The sequence below is a fragment of the Micromonospora salmantinae genome, assembly GCF_022230905.1.
Lineage (GTDB): Bacteria > Actinomycetota > Actinomycetes > Mycobacteriales > Micromonosporaceae > Micromonospora > Micromonospora salmantinae.
This window is the reverse complement of record NZ_JAKKFG010000002.1, coordinates 92,176-115,330: the sequence shown is the minus strand read 5'-3', so window position 1 is coordinate 115,330 and position 23,155 is coordinate 92,176. Positions and strand designations below refer to the sequence as shown.

Genomic DNA, 23,155 nt, shown 5'->3' with positions numbered 1-23,155 from the left:
CGGAACCCGACGTGAACGGCTAGGAAAGCGAGACGCACGTGCTGCGCGAAGCGACGACGGACGACGTTCATCTGATGTTGTCCTGGCGTAATCAGGAAACCAATCGACAGGTCAGCAAGACCAGTCACGAGATCACCGCCGAGGAGCACGCCCGGTGGTGGTCGGCGGTCTGCGACGATCCGTCCCGGCGGGTGCTGGTGTACGTCCGCGACGACCTGCCCTGCGGTGTGGTCACCTTCTTCGACCTGCGGTTGGACGGCCCCCGCACCGGCGCCTGGGGCTTCTACCTCGACGCCGACGGGCTGGACGGGCGGGGCGAGACACTGCCGGCCTGGCTGGGGGTCATGCGGGAGGCCGTCGAGTACGCCTTCGACGGGTTGCACCTGGACCGACTCGACGGCGAGGTGCTCGGCCACAATACCGTCGTACGGCAGATGAACCGACGTTTCCGATTCGTCGAGGGCACCCCGCGACAGGAGCTGTCCGACGGCCGGGAAATCACCGTCATCCCGATTTCCCTGGCTCGGGCGGACCGTCGCCAACGCTGATTGTCGGACCTTTTTCCGCGATGGACGGGAACCATTAACCGACAGTGCTCCCGGTGGACATCCGCCGTTAACGAACAGCGGTGTCCACCGGGCGCGGTGGGTCAGCCCCGCCGCCAGGCCGCCCAGTGCTGCTCCGGGTTGCCACCGAGCCGGACGAAGCCGTAAGCCGTGCCGTTCCAGTCGTCGATCTGCCCGGGTGCCCAGCGGGCGAACACGACCTGCGCCGCGGCCGGCGGCTGCTTGTCGCCGAACCACCGGACGTCGGTCCAGGTCACCTGGTGGCTGAGGTTGAACCGGAGGACGTAGTGCACGCCGGTCGAGGCCCACACCCGCTCACCGGGGCGTACGCCGACGTCGGCCACCCGGGGCGTCGGGGCGGTGCTCTCGGCGGCCGGTCGCACGATCCGTTCGTCGATCACCTGCATCGTGACGAGGTTGACCACCACGAGGGCGCCGAGGATCGGCAGCCGCAGGCGGGGCACCCGGGCCGCGGCGACGAGCAGCACACAGCCGGCGATGCCGACCAGCGACCCGACCACCGGTCGCAGCTCACGCCAGCCCCCGGTCAACGCCACCAGGTCCGGCGCGCTGAAACCGCCGTAGCGCAGCTGGTGGCCCTGGCTGGCCACGTACGCGAGTCGGGCCGCGATCAGCGCACCGCCACCGACCAGCAGCGCCACCGCGACGGCCGCCCGGCGCAGCACCACCCGCCACCCGGCGGTGAACAGCACCCCCAGCCCGACCAGCAGCCAGAACGGCGCGAGCATCTGCACGTACCGGCCGTAGATCGCGTCCAGCGGCTTGCCGGTGATGCCGGACAGGATCACCGACGCTCCGCCGGCCACCCCGACGGTCACCACCAGCGCCACGCCCATCGTCCAGCGGGCCGCGTCGCCGTGCCGTGGACGCCACAGCTCGCGGACCGCCCCGGCCCAGGCCACCCCGGCCAGTCCGAACGTGATCACCACGAGGTACCAGAGCTGGGTGGTGACCGCGGCGCTCACCCGTACCACGCCCTGGGCGGAGGCGATCGCGTCGAGCGTGCTGCCGCCGGGAGTGCTGCCGAGCAGGTAGACCTTGCCGCCGAGGTAGCGGATGGCGGCTTCGTTGACCAGCGCCATGGCGAGCACCGGCAGCAGCGCCGCGAGCACCACGGGCGGGCTGATCCGGCGGCGAACGAACAGCAGCAGGACCAGCCCGGCGTGCACGGCCACGATCACCAGGCCACGGGAGTGCAGCAGGTGGAACCCGCCGACCAGCAGGCCCACCGTGGCGGCGGCGAGCGGGCCGGGCCGGGTGATCCAACGGTGCACGGCGAGCAGCCAGGCGACCACGAGCGGCGCCATCACCGCGTCGATCATGGCGACGCCCGCGTAGAAGGCGGTGGCCGGCAGGGTCGCCGCAACCACCGCGCCGAGCAGCGCGTACGAGCGGCGCAGCTGGAACAGGCGACGACCGAACAGGTACGCCAGCGGCAGCAGCGTCGAGTTCACCATCGCGTTGATCAGCTGGACGATCCGGTAACTGTCGGTGAAGTCCCGGTCCCCGAGGAACGCCGGCGAGATCAGCATCGGGTAGCCGACCCGGCGCAGCAGGTCGTTCTCGCTGCTGAAGCCTCCCGGGCCGCCGGCCAACGCGCGGGCGGTGTTCAGGTAGCTGTCCTCGTCGGTGTGGGCGATGGGCAGCACGACGTGCCGGGACCACCACATCCGCCAGGCCACGCTGAGCACCCAACCGACGACCAGCAGCAGCGGCACCAGCCAACGTCGGGCCGGCGGGCCGCTCGGCGTCTCGGCCACCACCACCGGCCGTTCGATCACGTCACTACCGGGTGCCATGAACGCCTCCAGAGTTGCCGGCCGGACCGGGCCCGCGCTGATCCGACGGGCCACCGGCCGGCGTCGGTGACGCCCGGGGTGGCCCGCTCGCACCGAGGCGGTGTGGATGTCGGGTGAACGTGGGACCCGGCTGCGCGTCGGGCCGCCGGGTCGTTCGCGCGGTCACTGTAACGGCCCGGTCCGACCAGGTCAGCCCACATCCGGGCCGGTCGGAAGTGTTCGCCTAAGCGGTGTTCGGCATTCACGGGAGCAGGGGTTGTGGTTCACCCGCGAGCGCCGAGGAGTTAACCCGGCATGGCTAGCGTGTCACCCCGGTCGGCCGGCCCAGGGCCGCTCGTTCATCCACGAACACGGGAGCACCACATTGAGTGAGTTGAATGGATCGTCCATTCTGATCACCGGCGGAACTGGTTCCTTCGGCAGGACGTTCCTCCGGCACATCCTCAACGAGGCCGACCCCGCCCGCGTGGTGGTGTTCTCCCGCGACGAGCTCAAGCAGTACGAGCTGCGCCAGCAACTCGGCGACGACCCGCGGCTGCGCTGGTTCATCGGCGACATCCGGGACCGGCACCGCCTCACCCGGGCCATGCACGGCGTCGACCACGTGGTGCACGCGGCCGCGCTGAAGCAGGTGGACACCGCGGAGTACAACCCCTCGGAGTACATCGCCACCAACATCACCGGCTCGCAGCACGTCGTCGACGCGGCGATCGAGGCCGGCGTCAAGAAGGTCATCGCGCTCTCCACCGACAAGGCGTCCAGCCCGATCAACCTGTACGGGGCGACGAAGCTGGTCGGTGACAAGCTGTTCGTCTCGGCCAACCACTACGCCGCCCAGCACCCCACCCGGTTCTCGGTGGTGCGCTACGGCAACGTGGTGGGCAGCCGCGGCTCGGTGGTTCCGCTGTTCCGCCGGTTGGCCGCCGAGGGCAAGAGCCTGCCGATCACCGACAAGCGGATGACCCGCTTCTGGATCACCCTGGACCAGGCCGTGCAGTTCGTCATGGACTCGTTCGGCCAGATGCAGGGCGGCGAGCTGTTCGTGCCGCGCATCCCGAGCATGCGCATCCTCGACCTGGTCGAGGCCGTGGCCCCGGATGCCACCACCCACGAGATCGGGATCCGGCCCGGCGAGAAGCTGCACGAGGAGATGATCGCGCCCGACGACAGCCGGCGGACGCTGCGCGCCGACGGCCGGTTCATCGTCCAGCCGACCATCGCCACCTGGGGCTACCAGGCGCCGGTCGACTGCGACCCGGTGCCGGACGGCTTCGCCTACCAGTCGGACACCAACGACGAGTGGCTCACCGTCGAGCAGTTGCGCGACATGCTCGGCATCAACGGATGACGGGGATGCTCCCGTACGGCCGGCAGTCCATCAGCGAGGACGACGTCGCGGCCGTCGCCGACGTGCTGCGCGGCGACTGGCTCACCACCGGTCCGCAGGTCGACGCCTTCGAGGCCGACCTCGCCCGGTGGACCGGCGGAGTCGGTGTCGCCGCCGTCTCCAACGGCACCGCGGCGCTGCACGTGGCGTACGCGGCGGCCGGGGTGGGGCCGGGCGACGAGGTGGTCGTCCCGCCGATGACGTTCGTGGCGACCGCCAGCAGCGCGGTCGCCCTCGGCGCGAAGATCGTGTTCGCCGACGTCGACGACGAGACGTTCTGCCTCGACCCGGCGGCAGCCGCCGCCGCGCTCACCTCGCGGACGAAGGTCGTCGCCGCTGTCGACTACGCCGGCCACCCCGCCGACTACGACGCGCTGCGCACGTCGGTCGAGGGCAGCGGCGCGCTGCTGCTCGCCGACGCGGCGCACTCGATCGGCGGGACGTACCACGGTCGGCCGGTCGGTTCGCTCGCCGACCTGACCACGTTCTCGTTCTTCCCCACGAAGAACCTGACCACCGCCGAGGGCGGCGCCGTCGCGGCGCTGGACCCGGAGATCCTGAAGCGGGCCCGCCGGTTCCGTGGCGTCGGCGTGGTCCGCGAACGCGACGACCTGCGTTTCCCGGACGAGGGCCGCTGGCACCAGGAGGTGCACGAGTTCGGGCTGAACTACCGGCTGCCGGACGTGCTCTGCGCCCTGGGCCGCAGCCAACTGCGTCGGCTCGGCGAGTTCACGGCCCGCCGCAGCGCCCTGGTCGCCCGCTACGACGAGGCGCTGGCCGACCTGGACGGCGTGCTGCTGCCGAACCGCAGGTCGTGGGCCGACCCGGCCTGGCACCTCTACCCGATCCGGGTGCTCGACGGACGTCGCCGCGAGGTGTACGACCGGATGCGGGCCGCCGGCATCGGCGTCCAGGTCAACTACATCCCGGTGCACTGGCACCCGGTCTTCGCCGACCTGGGTTACCGGCGCGGGTCCTGCCCGGTGGCCGAGTCGTTCTACTCCCAGCAGCTGTCGCTGCCGCTCTACCCGGGGCTCAGCGACGCCGACCAGGACCGCGTCATCGACGCGCTGACCGCCGCGGTGCGGGGCGGCTCGGTGCGTTCCGCCGCCTGATGGGAACCTGATGCACCACGCCAACCACTTCTACGGCCACGCGCACGTACTGGCCCGGTACGCCGGTCTCGGCGACCGGCACCCACCCCGGATCAACGGGTACGTGCAGCACGGCTGGAACATCGGCGACGGCCTGGCCCCCGGCCACCCGTACGCCGACCGCACCCCCAGCCTGCTCTGGTCGGAGCAGACCCGCCGCCGGGCCTGGTCGGTGGGGCGACGCAACGTTGTCGTCATCGGCGCGCCGTTCAGCTACCTGTTGGCCATGCGCCCCGAGCAACCACCGGCCGAGGAGCGGGAGGGCACCATCTGGTACCCGTTCCACGGCTGGGAGGGTCAACACGTCAAGGGCGACCACCGCAAACTGATCGCCCTCATCAAGGACACCGAGCCCGGCCCGGTCACGGTCTGCCTCTACTGGCACGAGTACCGGATGCGCAACGTGCGCCGGCTCTACGAGCGCGCCGGGTTCCGGGTGATCTGCCACGGCTACCGGGGACACTGGTGGAAGGACACCGATCCGGAGTTCCTCGACCGGCAGCTCACCGAGCTGCGCCGTCACCGCCGGGTAGCATCCAACCGGCTGACCAGCGCGATCTTCTACGGCATCGCGGCCGGGTGCGAGCCGGCCGTCTACGGCGACCCGATGATCCTGTCCAACGAGGACCCCACCTTCGGCGGCACCGCCCGGATCCGACGGCAGTGGCCGCAGCTGCACGGCGCCACTGTCGACCTGCCCACCGCGGTCGAGATCGCCCGCGCCGAGCTGGGCACCGACCACCGCTGCACGCCGGCCGAGCTTCGCGAGCTGCTCGGTTGGGCGAACCTCCAGGAGGAAGAGGAAGACCGTGACGACTGAGACGGCACCCGCCGACCGGATCACCCTGCCGGGCGGCGAGATGCTGGCCTGGTCGGACCTGCCGCAGGAACGGCTGGCCAACGGTGGGCCGCTCGCCGCGCTGGCCGCCCGGTTGGTGCCGCCCGGCGCCCGGGTCCTGGTGGCCGGTCCACACGACCCGGCACTGCTCGACCAGCTCACCCACGCCGAGGTGACCTGCCTGCTGCGCAGCCACCCGGACGCGGTGGCGCTGGCACACCGGGCCGGCCGCGTGGTGGTGGGTGGCCCGGCCGGGCTGCCCGACGACGAGACGTACGACGTGGTGATCGCGGCTGCCGGGCTGGACCCGGTGGAGTCGGTGGAGGGCACCCGGCTCGGCTGGGACGGTGTGCTGGCGCGACTCGTCGCCGCGGTACGACCGGGTGGCTCGTTGCTGCTGCGCCTGGACAACCCGCTGGGCCTGCACCGGCTGGTCGACACCACCCCCTGGTACGCCAGCCGCGACGACTCCGCCTGGGTGATCGGCGGCGTGCTGGACCGCGCCCACCCCGCCAACCGGGACCAACTGCGCGAGCGTCTCGGCGCGGCGGGACTGCGGCCGGCCGCGTGCTGGGCCACGTACCCCGATGTCAACGCCCCGACGGCGCTGCTGGACGCCGACCACCTCGACCGGGACGCGGGCTCCGGCCTGTTCGACGCGGTGCTGCACGGCGCCTGCGCCGGGGGTTTCACCAGCGCCACAGTGCTCCAGGACCCGGCCCGGCTCGCGGTGGACGCGCTGCACGCCGGACGCGCCGCCGACCTCGCACCGGGCTGGCTGACCCTCGCCCACCGGCCCGCCGACCCCACGGACCCGACCACGCCGACCCTCGACCGGGACCTGCCGGTGGCTCTCGTGCAGAACGGTCGCCCCGGGATCGGCGTGCTGGAGGTGCTGCACGGCCCCTCCGGTTGGCGCTGGGGACTCATGCCGACCGCCGACCCGACGACGCCGGCCGTCGCGCCGTTCGCCAGCCGCGAGGCCGCGTACCGGGACGCGGACGCGCTGTCCGGACCGGTGCCGTCCGGCCGGCTGCTGCGTACCCTGCTGCTCGACGCGGCCCTGCGCCGCGACCTGGCCACCCTGCGCGCGCTGCTGCGCGGGTACGCGGGTTGGCTCGCCGACCAGGCCGACACCGACGGCCGGATCGCCGGCGCGGCGGCGCTGGCCGGCACCGACAACGTGGTGGTCGACGGCGAGCGGTACGCGGTGCTCGACCCCAGCTGGCGGGCCACCGCCGCGCTGCCCGGCGACGTGGTGCTCGCCCGCGGGCTGTGGCGCTTCGCCGCGGGCCTGCTCACCGGCGGGTACGCCCACCCGTGGTCGTCCACTCTCGACGTCGCGGGCCTGACCGTGGTGCTCGGCGGGCTCGCCGGCCACGAGATCGACCGCGCGACAGTCAGCGAGGCGGTCGAGGTCGAGGCGGCCATCGCCGCCGCGCTGCACGGGCTGGACGTCGGCGCCACTGTCGGCCTCGCCACCGAACTGCAGGCCGTCGCGCCGACCGACCCGCCGGTCGGCGGGCACAGCTACCAGCAGCTGCGCGAGGCGTGGCTGCGCCAGCGCGAGGAACTCACCCGGTTGGCCGCGCTGACCGCGTGGACCGAGGAGTTGCTCACCTCGCGGGAACGGGCGCTACGCCGGGCCGAGACGACGATCGGCCTGCTCAGCGGATCAATCAGCTACCGGGTGGGCCGGCTCGCCATCACCCCGGCCCGGCTGGCCAAGCGGGGTGCCCGCGCCGCCAAACGCCGGGCCACCGCTGTGCTGGCCCCCAAGCAGGAGGAGCAGCAGTGACCGCCGTACCGGTGCCCGGGGTCGACACTGACGACGCGGGGCCACGGATCGTCGGCATCGTGCAGGCTCGCATGGGTTCGTCCCGGCTGCCCGGCAAGGTGCTCCGCCCGCTCGCCGGACGGTCCGTGCTGGGCCGGGTCGTACGCGCCGCCCGGGACAGTGGCGTCCTGACCGACCTGGCCGTCGCCACCAGCACCGACGCGGCCGACGACGCGGTGGCCGCCGAGTGCGCGCGCCTCGACGTGCCGTGCCACCGCGGGCCGGTCGACGACGTGCTGGACCGGTTCGTGGGCGCCCTCGCGGCGCACCCGGGAGACGCCGTCATGCGGTTCACCGCCGACTGTCCCCTGCTCGACCCGGAGATCATCACCCTGGTCGCGTCGGTGTACCGGGCGGTTCCCGGGCTGGACTACGCCAGCACGTCGATCGCCCGGACCCTGCCCCGAGGGCTGGACGTCGAGATCATCCGAGCGGAGACGCTGCGCACCCTGGGCCGGCTCGCCACCGACCACCACCGGGTGCACGTCACCTCGTACGCGTACACCCACCCGGAGCTGTTCCGGGTGCTCGGGGTGACGCTCACCCCGGACCGCTCCGCGCTGCGGCTCACCCTCGACACCGAGCAGGACTGGACGCTGGTCAGCGCGATCATCGACCACTTCGGTGACGTCAGCGTGCCGCTGGCCAAGCTCGCCGACTGGCTCGACGGTCAACCCCGGCTGCGCGCGCTCAACGCCGACGTACGACAGAAGCACCTGGAGGAGTCCTGAGCACCCTGAGGGTCGGGTTGCGCTGCGACGCCGGGCCACGGCGCGGCGTCGGCCACCTCGTCCGCTGCCTGGCTCTCGCCGAGGAGTTCCTCGCCCGAGGCGCCGCCGTCACCGTGTTCGGCACCGTCGAACGGCTCGACTGGGCAACCGCGGAGCTGGCCGCGCGGGGCATCCCGCTGCTCCCCGGCCCCGACTCGGCGGCCGAACTGGTCGAGGCGGCCCGCCGACACCACCTGGACGCACTGGTCCTCGACTCCTACGAACTGGACCCGGCCGCAGCCGGCGCCCTGCGCGCCGCCGGCGTCTACACCCTCGCCATCATCGACGGCGACAGCCGGGGCCAGGTCGCGGACCTCTACCTCGACCAGAACTTCGGAGCGGAGCTGCAAAGGCCGGGGCCTGGGACGGAACTGCCCGGTCGGCTGCTGGCCGGGAGCGGGTACGCCCTGCTGCGCGACACCGTGATCAGCGCCCGGCCGCCGGTCGCCCCGCCCGCCACGGCGGTCAGCCGCCCCCGGGTGCTGGCCTTCTTCGGCGGCACCGACGCGGTCGGCGCGGCGCCGGTCCTCACCCGGGTGCTGGTGGCCACCGGTCACCCGATGGACCTCACTGTCATCGTCGGGCGACCCGAGATCGAGGCGGAGGTCGACGATGTCGCCCCCGGCCGGGGTCAGACCATCCGACCGGTCCCGCCCACCACCTCGCTGCCGGCACTGATCACCGAAGCCGACCTCGTGGTCAGCGCCGCCGGCACGTCCACCTGGGAACTCTGCTGCCTCGGCGCACCCAGCGCACTGGTCTGCGTGGTCGACAACCAACGTGAGTCGTACACCCGGGTGGTGCGGCACGGCCTGGCCGCCGGCCTCGGCGAACTGCCGGAGCTGACCGCCGGCGGCGTCGCCGGACGAGCCGCCCGTGCGACGGCGGCACGGACCCTGCACGGGCTGCTCAGCTCGCCGCAGCGACGCGCGGCGCTCGCCGCACGCGCCTGGTCCACCGTCGACGGGCAGGGTCGGGCGCGGGTGGTTGACGCGGTGTTCGACGCCGTGCGCGCCGCCACCGTCCCGGGCTGACCGCAGCAGGCCAGGTCACGGTCCAGGGCTAGCACGGGTGTACGAAAGTGCTGCTAGGGTGGCTGCATGACGCCTGCCGCCTACCAGCCGTCGATGCTCGACCTGGCCGACTCCGGGCCGACCCTGAGGCCACTGCCCGGCCAGATCCGCCGGCACCAGCTCAGCCGGGGCGCATGGGTCGACCACCTCCCCGGCTGGGTGCGCGGCTCCGACACGGTCCTCGACACCCTGCTCACCGAGGTGCCCTGGCGTGCCGAACGGCGCACCATGTATGACGCCGAGGTCGACGTGCCCCGTCTGCTCTGCTGGTACGACGGCGCGAGGCACCTCCCCCACCCCGTCCTCACCTCCGCGCGGGCCGCACTCACCGAGCACTACGCGCCCGAGCTGGGCGAGCCCTTCGTCACGGCCGGCATGTGCCTCTACCGGTCCGGGCGCGACAGCGTGGCCTGGCATGGCGACACCATCGGCCGATCGGCGCACACCGACACGATCGTCGCGATCGTCTCCTTCGGAGCACCCCGACCGCTGCTGTTGCGCCCACGCGGCGGCGGCGAGAGCCTGCGCTTCCCGGTGGGCCACGGCGACCTGATCGTGATGGGCGGCTCCTGCCAACGCACCTGGGAACATGCCATCCCCAAGACCACCCGCCCCGTGGGCCCCCGGGTGAGCGTCCAGTTCCGCCCCCACAACGTCGCCTGACTCTGGCCCCGTACTACAGACGTTCAAGGCGGTGGCGGACCTCCTCGGCTGCGGGGTCGCCCACGTCCTCGTAGATCCGCGCCGCCAGGCGCCACGCGGCAGCGGCAGCGTTCCGGTCGCCCATCCCTTCCCGGGTGTCCCCGAGTCGGATGAGGGTCTCCGCCTCGTGATACCGGTCCGCAGAGTCGCGGAAGAGTTTGATCGCCTGCTCGTAGCAGTCGGCCGCGCGGTCGCGTTCGCCGAGGCGGTCGTAGGCGAAGCCGAGGCTGTCCAGCGTCGCGGCCTGACCGTTGCGGTCGTCGGTCCGTCGTTGCTGGTCCAGGGCCTCTGTGCAGCTGGCGATGGCCTGGACATAGTCGCCGGTGGTGGCGAGCAGCCAACCGATCGCGTTGAGCGTCCGGGCTTCGCCCGCGTGATTGCCGACCTGCCGGTAGAGCCGTAGCGCCTCGCGACCGTGTGCGAGCGCCTCGTCGAGCCGGCCGTCCAGATAGCAGAGTTCGCAGTAGTTGTGCAGCGTCTGGGCCTGGCCGATCGGGTCGCCGAGACGTTCGTGCAGCTCAAGCGCGCGCCTGAGCCGATACTCGGCAGTGGTGCGGTCGCCCAGTCGGGTCAGCGCGCGGGAGACCAGCCGGTTGGCGACGGCCTGACCGGCGAGGTCGTCGATCTTCTCTGCGGCCCCCAGCGCGACCTCTTGGATGGCGAGCTGGTCCTGCCAGAGGCCGCGCGGCGCCACGAACGTGGTCAGCGCCCACGCGATCTGCCAGGCGTAGGTTTCGAAGCCGTTCTCGGCGGCCTGTCGGACCACCCGGACCAGCACCCGATGCTCCGCCGTGAACCAGGCGAGCGCGCCGTCGTGATCGGTCACCGGCCGCCTGGCGGGTGCCGGCAGCGGCGGCACCGGCTCGATCGGGGGCCACTGCGGCTGGAGTAGCCGGGCGGCCGGATAGGCGGCGTGCAGGTAGTGGTCGTACAGACGCTGCCGGGCTGCGACATGTTCGTCGCCGCGCTCCGACGACTGTGCGAGCTCGGCCGCGTAGGCCCGCAGAAGATCGTGGAACGCGAACCGGCCGGGCCCATGCTCCGCCAGCAGGTGGAGCCGGGTCAGCTCCCGCAAGATCGGCGTGACGGCAGCGGCAGACACACCGGCGAGCGCCGAGGCCGCAGTGCTGGTCAGGTCCGGGCCCGGATGCAGCCCCAGCAGGGTGAACAGCCGGGCCGCGTCCGCCCCCAGGGCCAGGAACGACCACGAGAAGACGCGCCGGACGTCGCCGTCGGCCAACGCGTCCAGCCTCGCCTCGGCCGCGTACAGTTCGGCGGCTATCGCGCTGAGCGGAAAGGTGGGATGGGTCGCGACGCGCGCCGCCACTATCGACAACGCCAACGGAAGCCGGCCCGAGGCCTCGATGATGTCCGCCACCGCCACCGCCTCGGAGGCGATCCGGCTGACCCCGAGACGTCTGGCGAGCAGGCTCCTCGACTCCTCCGCCGTGAGCACGTCCAGTGTCAACGGCGTGGCACACTCGGCGGCGATCAGGCCGCCGAGCCGGTCACGGCTGGTGACCACGACCATGCAGCGGCCCGCACCGGGCAGCAGTGCGCGCACCTGGGCGGAGTCGCGAGCGTTGTCGAGCACCAGGAGCATCCGCCGCGAGGCCAGCAGACTGCGGTAGAGACCAGTCCGGGCCTCCATGTCGGAGGGTATCCGGGCGTGGGGCACGCCGAGCGCTTCGAGGAAGCCGGACAGGGCGTCGGGCGGGGACACCACGCCGGCCTCGTCGTAGCCGCGAAGGTTCACATAGAGCTGCCCGTCCGGGAAGCGGTCGGCAACCAGGTGCGCCCAGTGCAACGCCAGGGCCGTCTTGCCGACCCCGGCCATGCCGGACACCACAGAGATGGCGCCGCTCGTCGGGGCCTCAGCCCCGCCACGCAGAAGCCCGTCGAGGCTGGCCAACTCGGCGCTGCGTCCGACGAACTCCGGCACCGCACGCGGCAGCTGCTCGGGGCGCTGAATGAGCGGCCCCACTCCCGTGTCCGGCGCCGGCCGGTCCGACCCCGTCGGCGGTTGCGCCGCCAGTCCCGGTCGGTGATGCAGGATGTCGTCGTACAGCGTGACAAGCTCAGGTGCGGGGTCGAGGCCCGTCTCCTCCGCCAGCGTCTGTCGGGCCTGCCGGAAAGCATCCAGTGCGCCGGCTACGTCCCCGATGCGGTACAGGCCCACCATCAGCTGGCCCCACGCCCGCTGCCGCAGCGGGTGCCGGTCGAGCAGGCCGCGCAACCGGTGCACGACGTCGGCCGACGCGCCGAGGGCCAGCACCGCCTCGGCGTAGTCCTCCTCGACGAGCAGCCGACGCTCCTCCAACTGCGCCACCCGCCGAGCCAGCGTCGAGCGCAGCGGCAGGTCGGACAGCGGTGCACCACGCCACAGACGCACCGCGGCGGACAGTTCGGCCTCGGCCCGGTCCAGATCGGAAGTGGCGAACGCCTCACGGCCACGCGCCGCCGCGGCGTCGAACAGGTCCACGTCCCGTTCGCCTGGGCCCACCCGAAGCAGGTAGCCGCCGGCCGCAGCGGTAATCCCGTCCCAGGTCGCCCCACCGCCCAGCGACCGCCGCAGCCCGCGCACATAGGTGCGCAGGTTCGCCGCGGCCGACGCCGGCTCGTCGTCGCCCCACAGCATCGCGGCCAACTCGTCGGTGCCGACGACCTCATTCGGGCGCAGCAGCAGGGTCGCCAGCAGGAGACGCTGCTTCACCGAGCCCAGCGGAACCGGCCGGTCGTCGCGGTACACCCGGAACGGGCCAAGGAGTTCGAAACGCAACCAGGCACCTCACATGTGGACGCTGCCGTGTTCCGCCACGCGTACCACACCCGGACAAGCGGGCGAGTACATGAGCTGTGCGTGAGTTGTGCGGGGGTTGTACCGGCCCCACCGTACCTTCTCCAAGGGGGGACCCGGAGCGGTGAGGACGGTTCTACCGTCCTCACCGCGCCAAACAAGAGCACCAATCGCGAGGCCTGGTTGCACGACCGTCCGTCCACACTGGTGCTAAGCCACCTCGCCTCGTCGTGCCGGGCCTGACACCGTCGGCTGGCGCGACGCCCCAGCACCGTTGCCCCCTCATGATTCCCAACCGAAGGAGATGCATGTCGTCGCTCCGCTCCGCCCGCCGCATCCTCAAGCGGGCTGCCGTGCCCGCCATCGGCGCGGCACTGGCCATCGGCATCAACGTCACCATCGCCACGCCCGCCGCGGCCAGCGGCTCCTACACGGGCCGGGCGTTCGTCCATGGCGCCGGCGCGGTGTCCGACGACTTCGATGACGAAGGCGTCACCAACGTCACCACCCACCGCAACTCGAACGTCGCCTGTCTCTGGCAGACCATTCTCTGGGCGAATGGCTACCTGCCCTCGTCCGGAGTCGACGGCGTCTTCGGCGACCAGACCGATGCCGCGACGAGGAACTTCCAGCGCGACAAGGGCCTCTCAGCGGATGGCTCCGCAGGCCGGAACAGCTGGACGAAGGCCGGCGACAAGCTGGTGCAGCACGATAACCAGAACGGATGGCTGTACGTGGTGTACCACGGGGCGACGGGTTCCCGGAGCCCGTACGGCTCGCACCAGTTCGTCCTGCAGCGTTCGCCCGACGGGAACTACCGCTTCTACCCGCCCAAGGGCAGCGGCCCCTACTGGGCCGCCTACAACTCCCGCACCTGCTGACCGACATCTGGAAGCCGATGCGGCGCTACCTGGCCAACTGGCCCGGCCAGCCCTCTCCCTACCGGGGCATCATCGCGAGCGGCCCGACAGCCACGCGGTGACCAGGGACTGCAGGGTAGGTCCGGACGCGACGGGACCCTTGTCCGGACCTACCCTGCAGGGTGCTTCGCGGTGCACCCGGACCCTCACCCACAACAGAAGGCGCCAACGGCGCGCCAACGCGGGTGGGGGTCAGTCGCGTTCGATCAGGTGGCCTACGACCGTTGGGCCGAGCATCACCGCGAAGCCGCTGCCGTCCCGGCGTGGGTCCGCCGCGGGCAGCTCCACCGGGTCGCCGGTGGCTGTCGCGCCGACCGGACGCGGGCCCACCCAGGCGACGGCCACGTCCGTCTCGCCCTTGAGGAAGCGGTGCGCGCGCACGCCGCCGGTCGCCCGGCCCTTTGCCGGGTACGCCTTGAACGGCGTCACCTTGACCGTCGCGCCGGTGGAGGTGACCACCATCGGCTCGCCATGCCCCGGGTCGTCGGTGCGCACCGCGCCGAAGAACGCGACCCGCGCCCCGGCCGGCAGGTTGATGCCGGCCATACCGCCGCCCTTGAGGCCCTGCGGCCGGACCAACCCGGCGGGAAAGCGCAACAGCGACGCCTCCGAGGTGACGAAGGTCAGCGTCTCGGTGCCGTCGGTCAGCCAGGTCGCCCCGACCACCTCGTCACCGTCGCGCAGACCGATCACCTCGAACTCGTCGGAGCGCACCGGCCACTCCGGCGAGCAGATCTTCACCGCGCCCTGTCGGGTGCCCAACGCCAGCCCCGGTGAGCCCTCCGCCTGCCCGCCGAGCGGGGCCAGGCCGACAACGGTCTCCCCCGCCGCCAACGGCACCAGCTCGGCCGCGGACATACCGCCACGCAGTGACACAGTGCCCGCCTGCTCCGGCAACACCGGCAGGGGCAGGACGTCGACCTTGAACGCCCGACCGGCGCTGGTCAACAGCAGCACCCGACCGCGGGCGGTGGAGTGCGCGATGGCGCGTACCGTGTCGTGCTTGACCCGGCCGTTGCGTCGGCGCCCCTCGGAGCTCTCCTCCGACTCGGCCGCGGTCCGGGCCACCAGCCCGGTCGCGGAGAGGATCACCTGGCACGGGTCGTCGGCGACCTCCAGCGGGCCGGCCGGCGCGGACGCGGCCAGCACCTCCTTCAGGTCACCATCGACAAGCGTCGTACGACGTTCGGTGCTGAACTGCTTGACCACGGCGGCCAGCTCGTCGGAGACCACCTTCCTGAGCACCCGCTCGTCGTCGAGGATCTTGCTCAGCTCGGCGATCTCGGAGCGCAGCCGCTCCTGCTCGGCCTCCAGCTCGATCCGGTCGAACTTGGTCAGCCGGCGCAACGGAGTGTCCAGAATGTACGTGGCCTGGATGTCGGAGAGGCCGAACCGACTCATCAGCCCGTCCTTCGCGGCCTGCGCGTCGTCGCTGCCCCGGATCAGCCGGACCACCTCGTCGATGTCCAGCAGCGCGATCAGCAGACCGTCGACCAGGTGCAGCCGCTCCTGACGCTTGCGCCGACGGTACGAGGTGCGCCGGGTGACCACCTCGTACCGGTGGGCCAGGAAGACCTCCAGCAGTGCCTTGAGGCCCAGCGTGCGCGGCTGCCCGTCGACCAGGACCAGGTTGTTGACGCCGAACGACTGCTCCAGCGGGGTCAGCCGGTAGAGGTCGGCGAGCAGCGCCTGCGGGTTGACCCCGACCTTGCACTCGACGACGAGCCGGGTGCCGCTCTCCCGGTCGGTGAGGTCCTTGACGTCGGCGATCCCGGTCAGCCGCTTGGTCTTGGTGACCTCGTTGGTGATCGCGGCGATGACCTTCTCCGCGCCGACGCCGTAAGGCAGCTCGACCACTGTGATCGCCTGACGGCCCCGGCTGCCCTCGATCGGGCCGATCTCCACCTTGCCGCGCATCCGCACCACGCCACGCCCGGTCTCGTACGCCCGGCGCACCTCGTCCAGGCCCAGCAGCACCCCACCGGTGGGCAGGTCGGGGCCGGGGACGAACTCCATGAGTTTGTCCAGAGTGGCGTCCGGGTGATTGATCAGCCAGCGGGCCGCGGAGACGACCTCCGCCAGGTTGTGCGGGATCATGTTGGTGGCCATCCCGACCGCGATCCCGGACGCGCCGTTGACCAGCAGGTTGGGGAAGGCCGCCGGCAGCACGGTCGGCTGGGTCAGCGACCCGTCGTAGTTGGGCTCGACGTCGACGGTGTCCTCGCCCAGCTCACCGACGAGCAGCATGGCCTCGCGAGACATGCGGGCCTCGGTGTTGTGGTTGACGAAACCGCCAGCGAGGAAGGAGTGGTCCTCGGACTTGACCCGAACCGAGTAGACCTCCGCCGGCTCGCAGGGCGTCACCTCGGTGACGCGCTCGAACCGGTAGCCAGAATCCATGATCGGGAGAATGGTCGCCAGAAGTTCCGGCTCTTTGATGCGATCGATGATCCGGAGGCGCTCGGTCTCCCATCGCTCGACGCGATCGAAGTTGTGCGTCGTCAGCCACTTCCGGCCGCTACCACGACGGTCGAAGTCCAAGGTGTCACGCACGTAACTGGCAACGAAGGGAACGTGGTCCTTGCTCAGCCGATGTGGGCGCAACGGCGCGTGTCGCAGAACCTTGTTCAGCTTTGCCTGTTTGGTGCGGAGGAAGCCCACCCGATTGGCGAATGCCTTGATGTTTCGCAGGCCGGAAATCACCAAGCGATGCTCGACCGAGCCGCTGGGGCGCGTGTAACGGCGCCAGCAGGCAACAACCCCGAATTCGGTGAGCAGCTCCTGGACCTCCCTGGTGAGCCGCTCGCTGTAACTCGTGTACTGGATGGTAAAGCTGTCCTTGGCGACCCGCACCCCGCCGTCCCCTTCGAAGAGGGACATGAGGAAGGCGCGCTTAACACCCCAGCCACCGTTCCAGACGAATTGCGGTACGAACTTGTCCCGGGCCTGGTGCCCGATGAATTCGGCCAGCGGACTTGCACGGAAAGCGTCCATACCGCCGGCATAAATCTGAACATCGATTTCCTGGACACGCTTCCGGTCGCGACGGGTCTGCCGTTCGCTGACGTAACGCCGACCACCAACCACTTGATCGTACGCATGCAGAACCTCACCGAAGAAGTGCTCGTCGGTGTTGTTGAACCCGGCCCTGGACTCACTCGCGAAGCCCTCGGACGCCCACGCGCCGCCGAGGACGCCCAGCGAGTATTCACGAGCGGTGGGTATGACCTGGGACCAAGCGTTCCGTGCCACACAGACGATCGAACCAACTGCAAGCTCGTCTAGCCGTCGCCACTGGAAGAGGGGAACGCCCGCGGGCGCCTCAAGACAGAGCACGAGGTGATTCTCGCTGCCCCGGAGCGAGAACCCGGCCTCCGTGCCGATCCGGACCGTCGGATGGACGCCGGAGTTGAACACCTTGTCGACCTGGACAGCTTTACCGTCTTTGTCGAGCACCTCGAAGTCAACATCGGCTTCGCTGTCTGCAGGGAGGCTTACCAGGTCAGCAATTCGAGGGCTGGTGCCGTCAGCAAGTCGAATGCGGGTATCTCCGGTAACGCAGTATCTCGACGCGGCCGGGCCATCGTCGGGGGAGCCAAAGTTTCCATGCCCGTCGATGAGCGGAACGTTGAGCGAGAAGTCCTGCGCGAGGCGGACCATGGCGTCATAGATCGCCGTGTCGCCGTGCGGATGGTACTTTCCCATCGCATCCCCGACAATTCGGGCAGATTTGACATGCCCGCGATCCGGACGGTAGCCCTGCTCGTACATCGACCAGAGGATGCGCCGGTGCACGGGCTTGAGGCCGTCGCGCGCATCGGGCAGGGCGCGGGAGTGGATGACCGAGAACGCGTACTCCAGGTAGGAGTCGGAGACCTCGGTGACCAGCGGGTTGTCGAACACCCGCGCGCCGGCCTGGTCGAACGAGGAGAGGTCGACCTTGTTTTCCTTACGGCGTGCCATGACTCAGCTCTCCACTGGAACGGAACGGGCGCTGCATCGAAGATTCGCTCGCTGTCGCTCACTCATGCGTCGATCGCATCCCGGTCGACGCGGTCGGCGGAGTCGATGAGCCAGTTGCGGCGCGGCTCGACCTTCTCGCCCATCAGCAGCTCGAGGATGCGTTCGGCGGCGTCGACGTCGTCGAGGGTGATCCGGCGGACGGCCCGGGTGGCCGGGTTCATCGTGGTGTCCCACAACTCGTCGGCGTCCATCTCACCGAGACCCTTGAACCGTGGGATGGGCGTGACGATCTGCTTGCCGGCCTTCTCCAGCTTGCGGACCGTCGTCTCCATCTCGGCCTGGGTGTAGGTGTAGACGGTCTGCGGGCTGCGCCCCCTGGTGGTGATCTTGTGCAGGGGCGGCATCGCGGCGTAGAGCCGACCGGCCTCGATCAGCGGCCGCATGTACCGGGCGAACAGGGTGATCAGCAGCGTACGGATGTGGGCGCCGTCCACGTCGGCATCGGCCATGATCAGCACACGGCCGTAGCGCAGCGCCGAGAGGTCGAAGGTGCGCCCCGAGCCGGCGCCGAGGACCTGCACGATGGCAGCGCACTCGGCATTGTCCAGAACCTGCTGGAGGTTGGCCTTCTGCACATTGAGGATCTTGCCGCGGATCGGCAGCAGCGCCTGGTACTCCGAGGAACGGGCCATCCGGCTCGTTCCCAACGCGCTGTCGCCCTCGACGATGAACAACTCGCTGCGGTCGATGCCGGTGGCCCGGCAGTCGACCAGCTTCGGCGGCATGGACGCGCCCTCCAGGGCGGTCTTGCGCCGGGCGGCGTCCTTCTGTTGCTTCTGGGTGAGCCGCACCCGGGCGGCGTCGACGATCTTCTGCAGGACGGTGCGCGCCTCGGCCTTGGTGCGCCGGTCCTCCAGCCATGCCTTGATGTGCGCGTCGACCAGGGACTGGAGAACCTTGGTGATGCCGGTGGTGGAGAGCTCGTCCTTGGTCTGCGAGGTGAACTGCGGCTCGGGGATCCGCACGTGCACCACCGCCGTCATCCCCTCCAGGACGTCGTCCAGGGTGGGCGGCTCCTCCTTGGCCTTGAGCAGACCGCGGGTGTTACGGATCGCGTCGGCGAGCGAGCGGACGAGGGCCCGCTCGAAGCCCTTGCGGTGGGTGCCGCCGTGCGCGTTGCGGATGGTGTTGGTGAAGCACTCGACGGTGCGCTCGTAACCGGTGCCCCACCGGAACGCCACCTCGACCTCGGCGCGCCGCTGCACGTTGGACTGCATGACGCCGTTGGCGTCGGCGGCGTTCTCCCGGTAGGTGCCCTCCCCGTTGACCAGCAGGGTGCCGGAGACCGGCCGGTCGCCGGCCGGGGCGAGGAAGTCCACCATGTCGCTGAGCCCGTTGGGGTAGTGGAACCGCTCCTCGGCGGGCGCCTCGCCGGTCAGGTCGCGCAGCAGGTAGGTCACGCCGGGAACCAGGAACGCGGTGTTGCGCAGCTTCATCCGGACGGCGTCGACGTCGAGTGCGGCGCCGGTCTCGAAGTAGCGGGCGTCGTGCCACCAGCGGATCGAGGTGCCGGTGTGCTGGCCGCGCTTCATGGCGCCGGTCACCTGGAGGCCGGGGCCGGCGGTGAAGGGGGCGTCCGGGCCGTCGCCGTCGAAGATGCCCGGGACGCCGTGCCGGAACGACATCGCGTGGATCTTGCCAGCCCGGCGGACGGTCACGTCGAAGCGGCGGGACAGCGCGTTGACCGCCGATGCGCCGACGCCGTGCAGACCACCGGAGGTCTTGTAGCCGGAGCCGCCGAACTTGCCGCCGGCGTGCAGCCGGGTCAGCACCAGCTCGACGCCGGAGATGCCGGACTTGGCGTGCACGTCGGTGGGGATGCCCCGGCCGTCGTCGTCGACCTGCACCGAGCCGTCGGCGTGCAGGATCACCTCGACGTGGCTGGCATGACCGGCGACACCCTCATCGGTGGAGTTGTCGAGGATCTCGTTGACGAGGTGACCCACGCCACGGCTGTCGGTGGAACCGATGTACATGCCGGGCCGCTTGCGGACAGCGTCCAGCCCCTCAAGGTGGGTGAGGTCATCGGCCCCGTACAGGGTGTCAGGCTCTGCGGTCAACTGGTCGTACTCCCCGGTCTCGGCGGTGTGGTGCCGCGTCCGAACTGTCAGTCGGCCGGCGCGCGCCGCAGCGAGCCTAACCGGCAGATGCGACACGATGACGGCACCCCGCAGTCGGGGCCCGCATCCTCGTTGCGGATGCGGGCCCCGACATCGTGTGCTGCTGTCCGGATTCGGCGCGTTAGCCGCGCCGTGACCGGTTGCCTCTCAGCGGCCCGACTACGGTGCCACCTCGATAACAAGCGAGCCGTGGCCGACGTTCCCAGCGCTGTCCACCGCGGCGACGTACAGCGTGTTGGTGCCGTACGCCGGCGTGGCAAGGGTCACCGACACGGTCTTGCCGGAGTAGCCGAGGCTGGTGCCGGCCTCCGCCTCCTCGGTGGGCGGGCTGCTCCAGCCGTAGCGGAAGCTGACCACGTCCGGGTCCGGCGAGCGCACCTTGTAGGTGTAGAGCTGCCCGGGCGGGGCGGGGGTGGCGACCGCGTCGACGCTCACGGTGGGCGGCTGGTCGTCGATGGTGAATTCACACCAGGCCGACCAGGGGCTGGTCACGTAGCTGTCGTCGCTGCGCGTCCGGAACGCGTACGACTTTCCGCTGGCAGTGCCGGTCACCGCGGCCGTGGTGGACCGCGCACCGGCCACCACGGTCGAGCCCGCCGGTGGGTTCATCCGGGGGGTGGAGCTGTCGTAGGTGCCCGAGGCGGGGATCTCCAGCAGCTCGTACGACGTCTGGAGGACCTGACCGGTGTCCGCGTCGGGGAAGACGGCGGAGAGGGTCGGCGGGGTGGTCCGGGTGACCCGGCCGCCCGCGACGCAGGCGGCGCCGCCGGCCTGGAGGCTGGTGGGCTGGGTGGGCGCCGAGTCGTAGTCGACGAGCAGGCGCGCCGTACTCGGGTCGAACTTCTTCCACCGGTCCAGGGTGCTCTCGCCGGTCCCGGCCGAGTCGCTACAGGCGCAGAGGCCGTAGGTGATCGAGGACTGGTGGGCGGCCGTGGCGCTGCTGAGGCCGGCGGCGACGCTGCCGGTGAAGCGCACGGTCATGGGCGGTTGCGGTGAGTCGGCGCAGCCAGTCGCGCGGGCGTGCGAACTTGCGGAAGCCCGCAGCGTGGTCAGTGCGGGGGCCCACGCGGTGCGAGGAGTGCTCGTGATGCCCGCCGACTGGTAGAGGTAGGTCGGGGTGTCGAAGCAGGACCAGGTGTGGGTCACCCCCACCTGGACGGAGGCCGACCTGATGAGCTTGCCGCTCAGCGCCGCGATCGGGAACTCGAAGTAGGAGCGGTAGGTGACGCCGGAATCGACATTCTTGCCAACCAGGGCGGAGGTCGTGTCGCTGTTGGTGGAGTTGTTGTTCGTGGCGTACGCCCAGCGGGAGCGGGTGGCGGACCAGGCCGGGTCGATGAACACCGGGAAGGTGGCCTTGGCCGGGTCGAGCAGGTCCGGCGACGGACGCAGCACGAGGTCACCGGCGGGGTCGACCGCGGTCGCCACGGGGGCGGTGCGGGCGGCTGCGCCGGGGCCGGACGGCGACGAGGTCGACGCCGAGCGGGCCGAGCGGCCGGAGCCGGCCGAGTCCCACATCTCGGCCGCCGCGCCGCGCGCCACCTCGGTCTCGCCGGCGAGCGCCCGCAGCGAGCCGTCGGCCTCCCGCCGGACCCGCACGTCGCCGCCGAGGTCGAACCGGATCTCCCGGAGCGCCGGGTTCGCCGCCGCCTGCGGTGTCTTCACCACGAGGACATGGGTGAAGCCGGTGTGGGTCGCCGTGAGCACCAGGTCCACACCGGGCAGTACCTCGGGGTAGGTGGCCGCGTCCTTGGACACGGTCGGCGTGGGCAGCCCACCCGGCCAGCCCAGCGTCATCGCGCTCGTTCCGCTGGTCAGCGTGGCCGCGGGACCGTGCCCTCCGGACGAGAACACCAGGTCGGTCGGGGAGACCGCCGGTCGGAGGCCGGTGGCGCCGCGCCGCAGGGACAGGTCGACGTCGGACCAGGATCCGTCGCTCTGACGGATTCGCTGGGGAACGGCGGCGGTTTCGGACACGAAGCCCCCGCCTGGCTTGGCGAAGACCTGGGTCAACTCCGTGCGGGCGGAGACGACCTCCACCCGCTGGCCGGTGCGCGTAGCCGTGGCGGTTGCCTGGACGGCCTCCCGGCCGGCCGTGCCGCTCGCGGCGACGCCCTCCGCCGGCGCCGCCGACGCGGGTGCGGCGAGCAGGGCGACGCCGATGGACGCCGCGATCCCGGCGGCGAGCAGGCCGCGCGTGGACGGTCGGGGCATCATGGACGGTTTGTGGATGTGGACAGCATGCATGGAGCGGCCAGTGGCCACCGCAACCCCCGTGGATGTAAGACAGCCAGACGGAGGAACTGTAGAGAGCGGTGTCGGGCACTGTCCACGCTTGTCACATCCCGTGAGCACAAATGGAACGAGGTGCCGCATACGTGCGGGACGCGGGCCTCGACCGGGACGGTCGGTGACAGCCCGAGGAGCAGCTCGGTACGGCCGTGATCGCCGGATCACGCAGAGGCACCACCTCCGGTAGGCTCGCCCACCCGACCGGTCGTCGGAAGGTGCTCGCGGTGGACGAGACGATTCGCGACGCGCTGCGGCGCTCCCTCGGTACGCCGGCCCGGCGGTGGCTGCTGGTGGGCACCCTGGTGACCGGGCTGCTGGTCGCCGTGGCGCTGGTCGCGGATGCCGCCGACCGGACCTTCGCCGAACTCTCGGGCACTGCGCAGAGCCTGATTTCGGCCGCGACCCCGCTCTTCGGCATCTTGCTGGTACGCGACCTGCGCCGGGCGCCGGTCCGCCTCCCGGTCCTGCCCACAGTGCTCGCGGTGGTGCTGCCGGCGGTCGTCGTCGGCGTGGTCGGCGTGCTGATCTGCGTCGCGATGCTGGCCCTCACCCCGGCCGACGTCGCCGACGCGCCGTGGCGGTTCGCCGGGACGGTCGCGGTGGGCAGTGTGCTGGTGCAGATCGTCGCCGGTCTGGTGGGCACCGGGCTGGGCCTGTTGCTGCGCTCGGTGGTGCTGGCGTTCCTGGCCACGATCATCCTGCCGCTGGGGCTGTTCGCGCTGCTGGGCGCGGTGGACGCGGCCCTGTTGAACCGCCGCGGCCGCCTGACCGGTCGCTGACTCCGCGCCGAGCGGCGCGGGTCGGTGGGGTCGACTACCCGGAGCGCGGGTCCAGTCTCGACGCGGTAGCCCGTGAT

14 protein-coding genes and 3 pseudogenes are annotated in these 23,155 nt (G+C 71.3%); 10 read left to right on the top strand and 7 right to left on the bottom strand.

Features of this window, described 5'->3' with window-relative positions; all coding sequences use genetic code 11:
- Positions 1–38 precede the first annotated feature (38 nt).
- Complete coding sequence (locus tag PSH03_RS01785; protein ID WP_238688050.1) at positions 39–548, top strand: GNAT family N-acetyltransferase; 510 nt, start codon at positions 39–41, stop codon at positions 546–548.
- A 101-nt stretch (positions 549–649) separates the two neighbouring features.
- Here PSH03_RS01785 and PSH03_RS01780 read toward each other — a convergent pair whose 3' ends face one another.
- The gene (locus tag PSH03_RS01780) at positions 650–2,386 is read right to left on the bottom strand and encodes a hypothetical protein (RefSeq protein WP_238688049.1); all 1,737 of its coding nucleotides are present in this window, start codon (positions 2,384–2,386) and stop codon (positions 650–652) included.
- Between the two features lie 364 nt (positions 2,387–2,750).
- Here PSH03_RS01780 and pseB point away from each other — a divergent pair, with 364 nt between their 5' ends.
- From pseB to PSH03_RS01745, 7 genes are all read left to right on the top strand, one after another.
- Positions 2,751–3,734, top strand: coding sequence for a UDP-N-acetylglucosamine 4,6-dehydratase (inverting) (gene pseB, locus PSH03_RS01775; RefSeq protein WP_238688048.1), 984 nt, complete (start codon positions 2,751–2,753; stop codon positions 3,732–3,734).
- Positions 3,731–4,888, top strand: a complete 1,158-nt coding sequence (locus tag PSH03_RS01770) for a DegT/DnrJ/EryC1/StrS family aminotransferase (RefSeq protein ID WP_210781298.1) — start codon at positions 3,731–3,733, stop codon at positions 4,886–4,888. Before pseB ends, PSH03_RS01770 begins: the two co-directional genes overlap by 4 nt.
- A 10-nt stretch (positions 4,889–4,898) precedes the next feature.
- Entirely contained in the window at positions 4,899–5,747 is an 849-nt protein-coding gene (locus tag PSH03_RS01765) for a hypothetical protein (protein ID WP_210781297.1), read from the top strand.
- Complete coding sequence (locus PSH03_RS01760) at positions 5,737–7,563, top strand: class I SAM-dependent methyltransferase (protein WP_238688047.1); 1,827 nt, start codon at positions 5,737–5,739, stop codon at positions 7,561–7,563. Before PSH03_RS01765 ends, PSH03_RS01760 begins: the two co-directional genes overlap by 11 nt.
- Positions 7,560–8,333 carry a cytidylyltransferase domain-containing protein gene (locus PSH03_RS01755; RefSeq protein ID WP_308194341.1) on the top strand — a complete coding sequence of 258 codons (774 nt, stop codon included), beginning with the start codon at positions 7,560–7,562 and terminating at the stop codon, positions 8,331–8,333. The genes PSH03_RS01760 and PSH03_RS01755 overlap by 4 nt, the downstream gene beginning before the upstream one ends.
- Positions 8,330–9,406, top strand: a complete 1,077-nt coding sequence (locus PSH03_RS01750) for a PseG/SpsG family protein (protein ID WP_238688094.1) — start codon at positions 8,330–8,332, stop codon at positions 9,404–9,406. The genes PSH03_RS01755 and PSH03_RS01750 overlap by 4 nt, the downstream gene beginning before the upstream one ends.
- A 66-nt stretch (positions 9,407–9,472) precedes the next feature.
- Complete coding sequence (locus tag PSH03_RS01745; RefSeq protein WP_210781295.1) at positions 9,473–10,108, top strand: alpha-ketoglutarate-dependent dioxygenase AlkB; 636 nt, start codon at positions 9,473–9,475, stop codon at positions 10,106–10,108.
- Positions 10,109–10,121: 13 nt separating this feature from the next.
- On the opposite strand, the gene PSH03_RS01740 is transcribed toward PSH03_RS01745, so the two are convergent.
- Positions 10,122–12,926, bottom strand: a complete 2,805-nt coding sequence (locus PSH03_RS01740) for an AfsR/SARP family transcriptional regulator (protein ID WP_238688046.1) — start codon at positions 12,924–12,926, stop codon at positions 10,122–10,124.
- Positions 12,927–13,252: 326 nt separating this feature from the next.
- On the opposite strand from PSH03_RS01740, the gene PSH03_RS01735 reads away from it, so the two are divergent.
- Positions 13,253–13,825 (top strand): peptidoglycan-binding domain-containing protein, encoded by a 573-nt coding sequence (locus PSH03_RS01735; protein ID WP_210784103.1) that lies wholly within the window; start codon positions 13,253–13,255, stop codon positions 13,823–13,825.
- A gap of 231 nt (positions 13,826–14,056) precedes the next feature.
- Here the strand turns inward: PSH03_RS01735 and PSH03_RS32735 are convergent.
- From PSH03_RS32735 to PSH03_RS01720, 5 genes and pseudogenes are all read right to left on the bottom strand, one after another.
- Positions 14,057–16,138, bottom strand: a pseudogene (locus PSH03_RS32735) (DNA gyrase subunit A); the annotation flags it as partial.
- A gap of 393 nt (positions 16,139–16,531) precedes the next feature.
- Positions 16,532–17,413 (bottom strand): annotated as a pseudogene (locus tag PSH03_RS32730) (LAGLIDADG family homing endonuclease); the annotation flags it as partial.
- A gap of 12 nt (positions 17,414–17,425) precedes the next feature.
- Positions 17,426–17,827 (bottom strand): annotated as a pseudogene (locus tag PSH03_RS32725) (DNA gyrase subunit A); the annotation flags it as partial.
- A gap of 62 nt (positions 17,828–17,889) precedes the next feature.
- A complete protein-coding gene (locus tag PSH03_RS01725; protein WP_238688045.1) occupies positions 17,890–19,947 on the bottom strand; it encodes a DNA gyrase/topoisomerase IV subunit B in 2,058 nt (685 codons plus the stop codon).
- A gap of 219 nt (positions 19,948–20,166) precedes the next feature.
- Positions 20,167–22,224: a hypothetical protein gene (locus PSH03_RS01720; protein ID WP_238688044.1), complete on the bottom strand. Its 2,058-nt coding sequence runs from the start codon at positions 22,222–22,224 to the stop codon at positions 20,167–20,169.
- Positions 22,225–22,523: 299 nt separating this feature from the next.
- Between PSH03_RS01720 and PSH03_RS01715 the strand changes: the two genes are divergently transcribed.
- Positions 22,524–23,078, top strand: a complete 555-nt coding sequence (locus tag PSH03_RS01715) for a hypothetical protein (protein WP_238688043.1) — start codon at positions 22,524–22,526, stop codon at positions 23,076–23,078.
- Positions 23,079–23,155 lie beyond the last annotated feature (77 nt).

What these genes read in the sequence shown, in the direction of transcription:
- PSH03_RS01780 (WP_238688049.1), bottom strand. Translation starts at nt 2,386, where the DNA reads ATGGCACCCGGTAGTGACGTGATCGAACGGCCGGTGGTGGTGGCCGAG.
- PSH03_RS01770 (WP_210781298.1), top strand. Translation starts at nt 3,731, where the DNA reads ATGACGGGGATGCTCCCGTACGGCCGGCAGTCCATCAGCGAGGACGAC.
- PSH03_RS01765 (WP_210781297.1), top strand. Translation starts at nt 4,899, where the DNA reads ATGCACCACGCCAACCACTTCTACGGCCACGCGCACGTACTGGCCCGG.
- PSH03_RS01745 (WP_210781295.1), top strand. Translation starts at nt 9,473, where the DNA reads ATGACGCCTGCCGCCTACCAGCCGTCGATGCTCGACCTGGCCGACTCC.
- PSH03_RS01735 (WP_210784103.1), top strand. Translation starts at nt 13,253, where the DNA reads ATGTCGTCGCTCCGCTCCGCCCGCCGCATCCTCAAGCGGGCTGCCGTG.
- PSH03_RS01720 (WP_238688044.1), bottom strand. Translation starts at nt 22,224, where the DNA reads ATGATGCCCCGACCGTCCACGCGCGGCCTGCTCGCCGCCGGGATCGCG.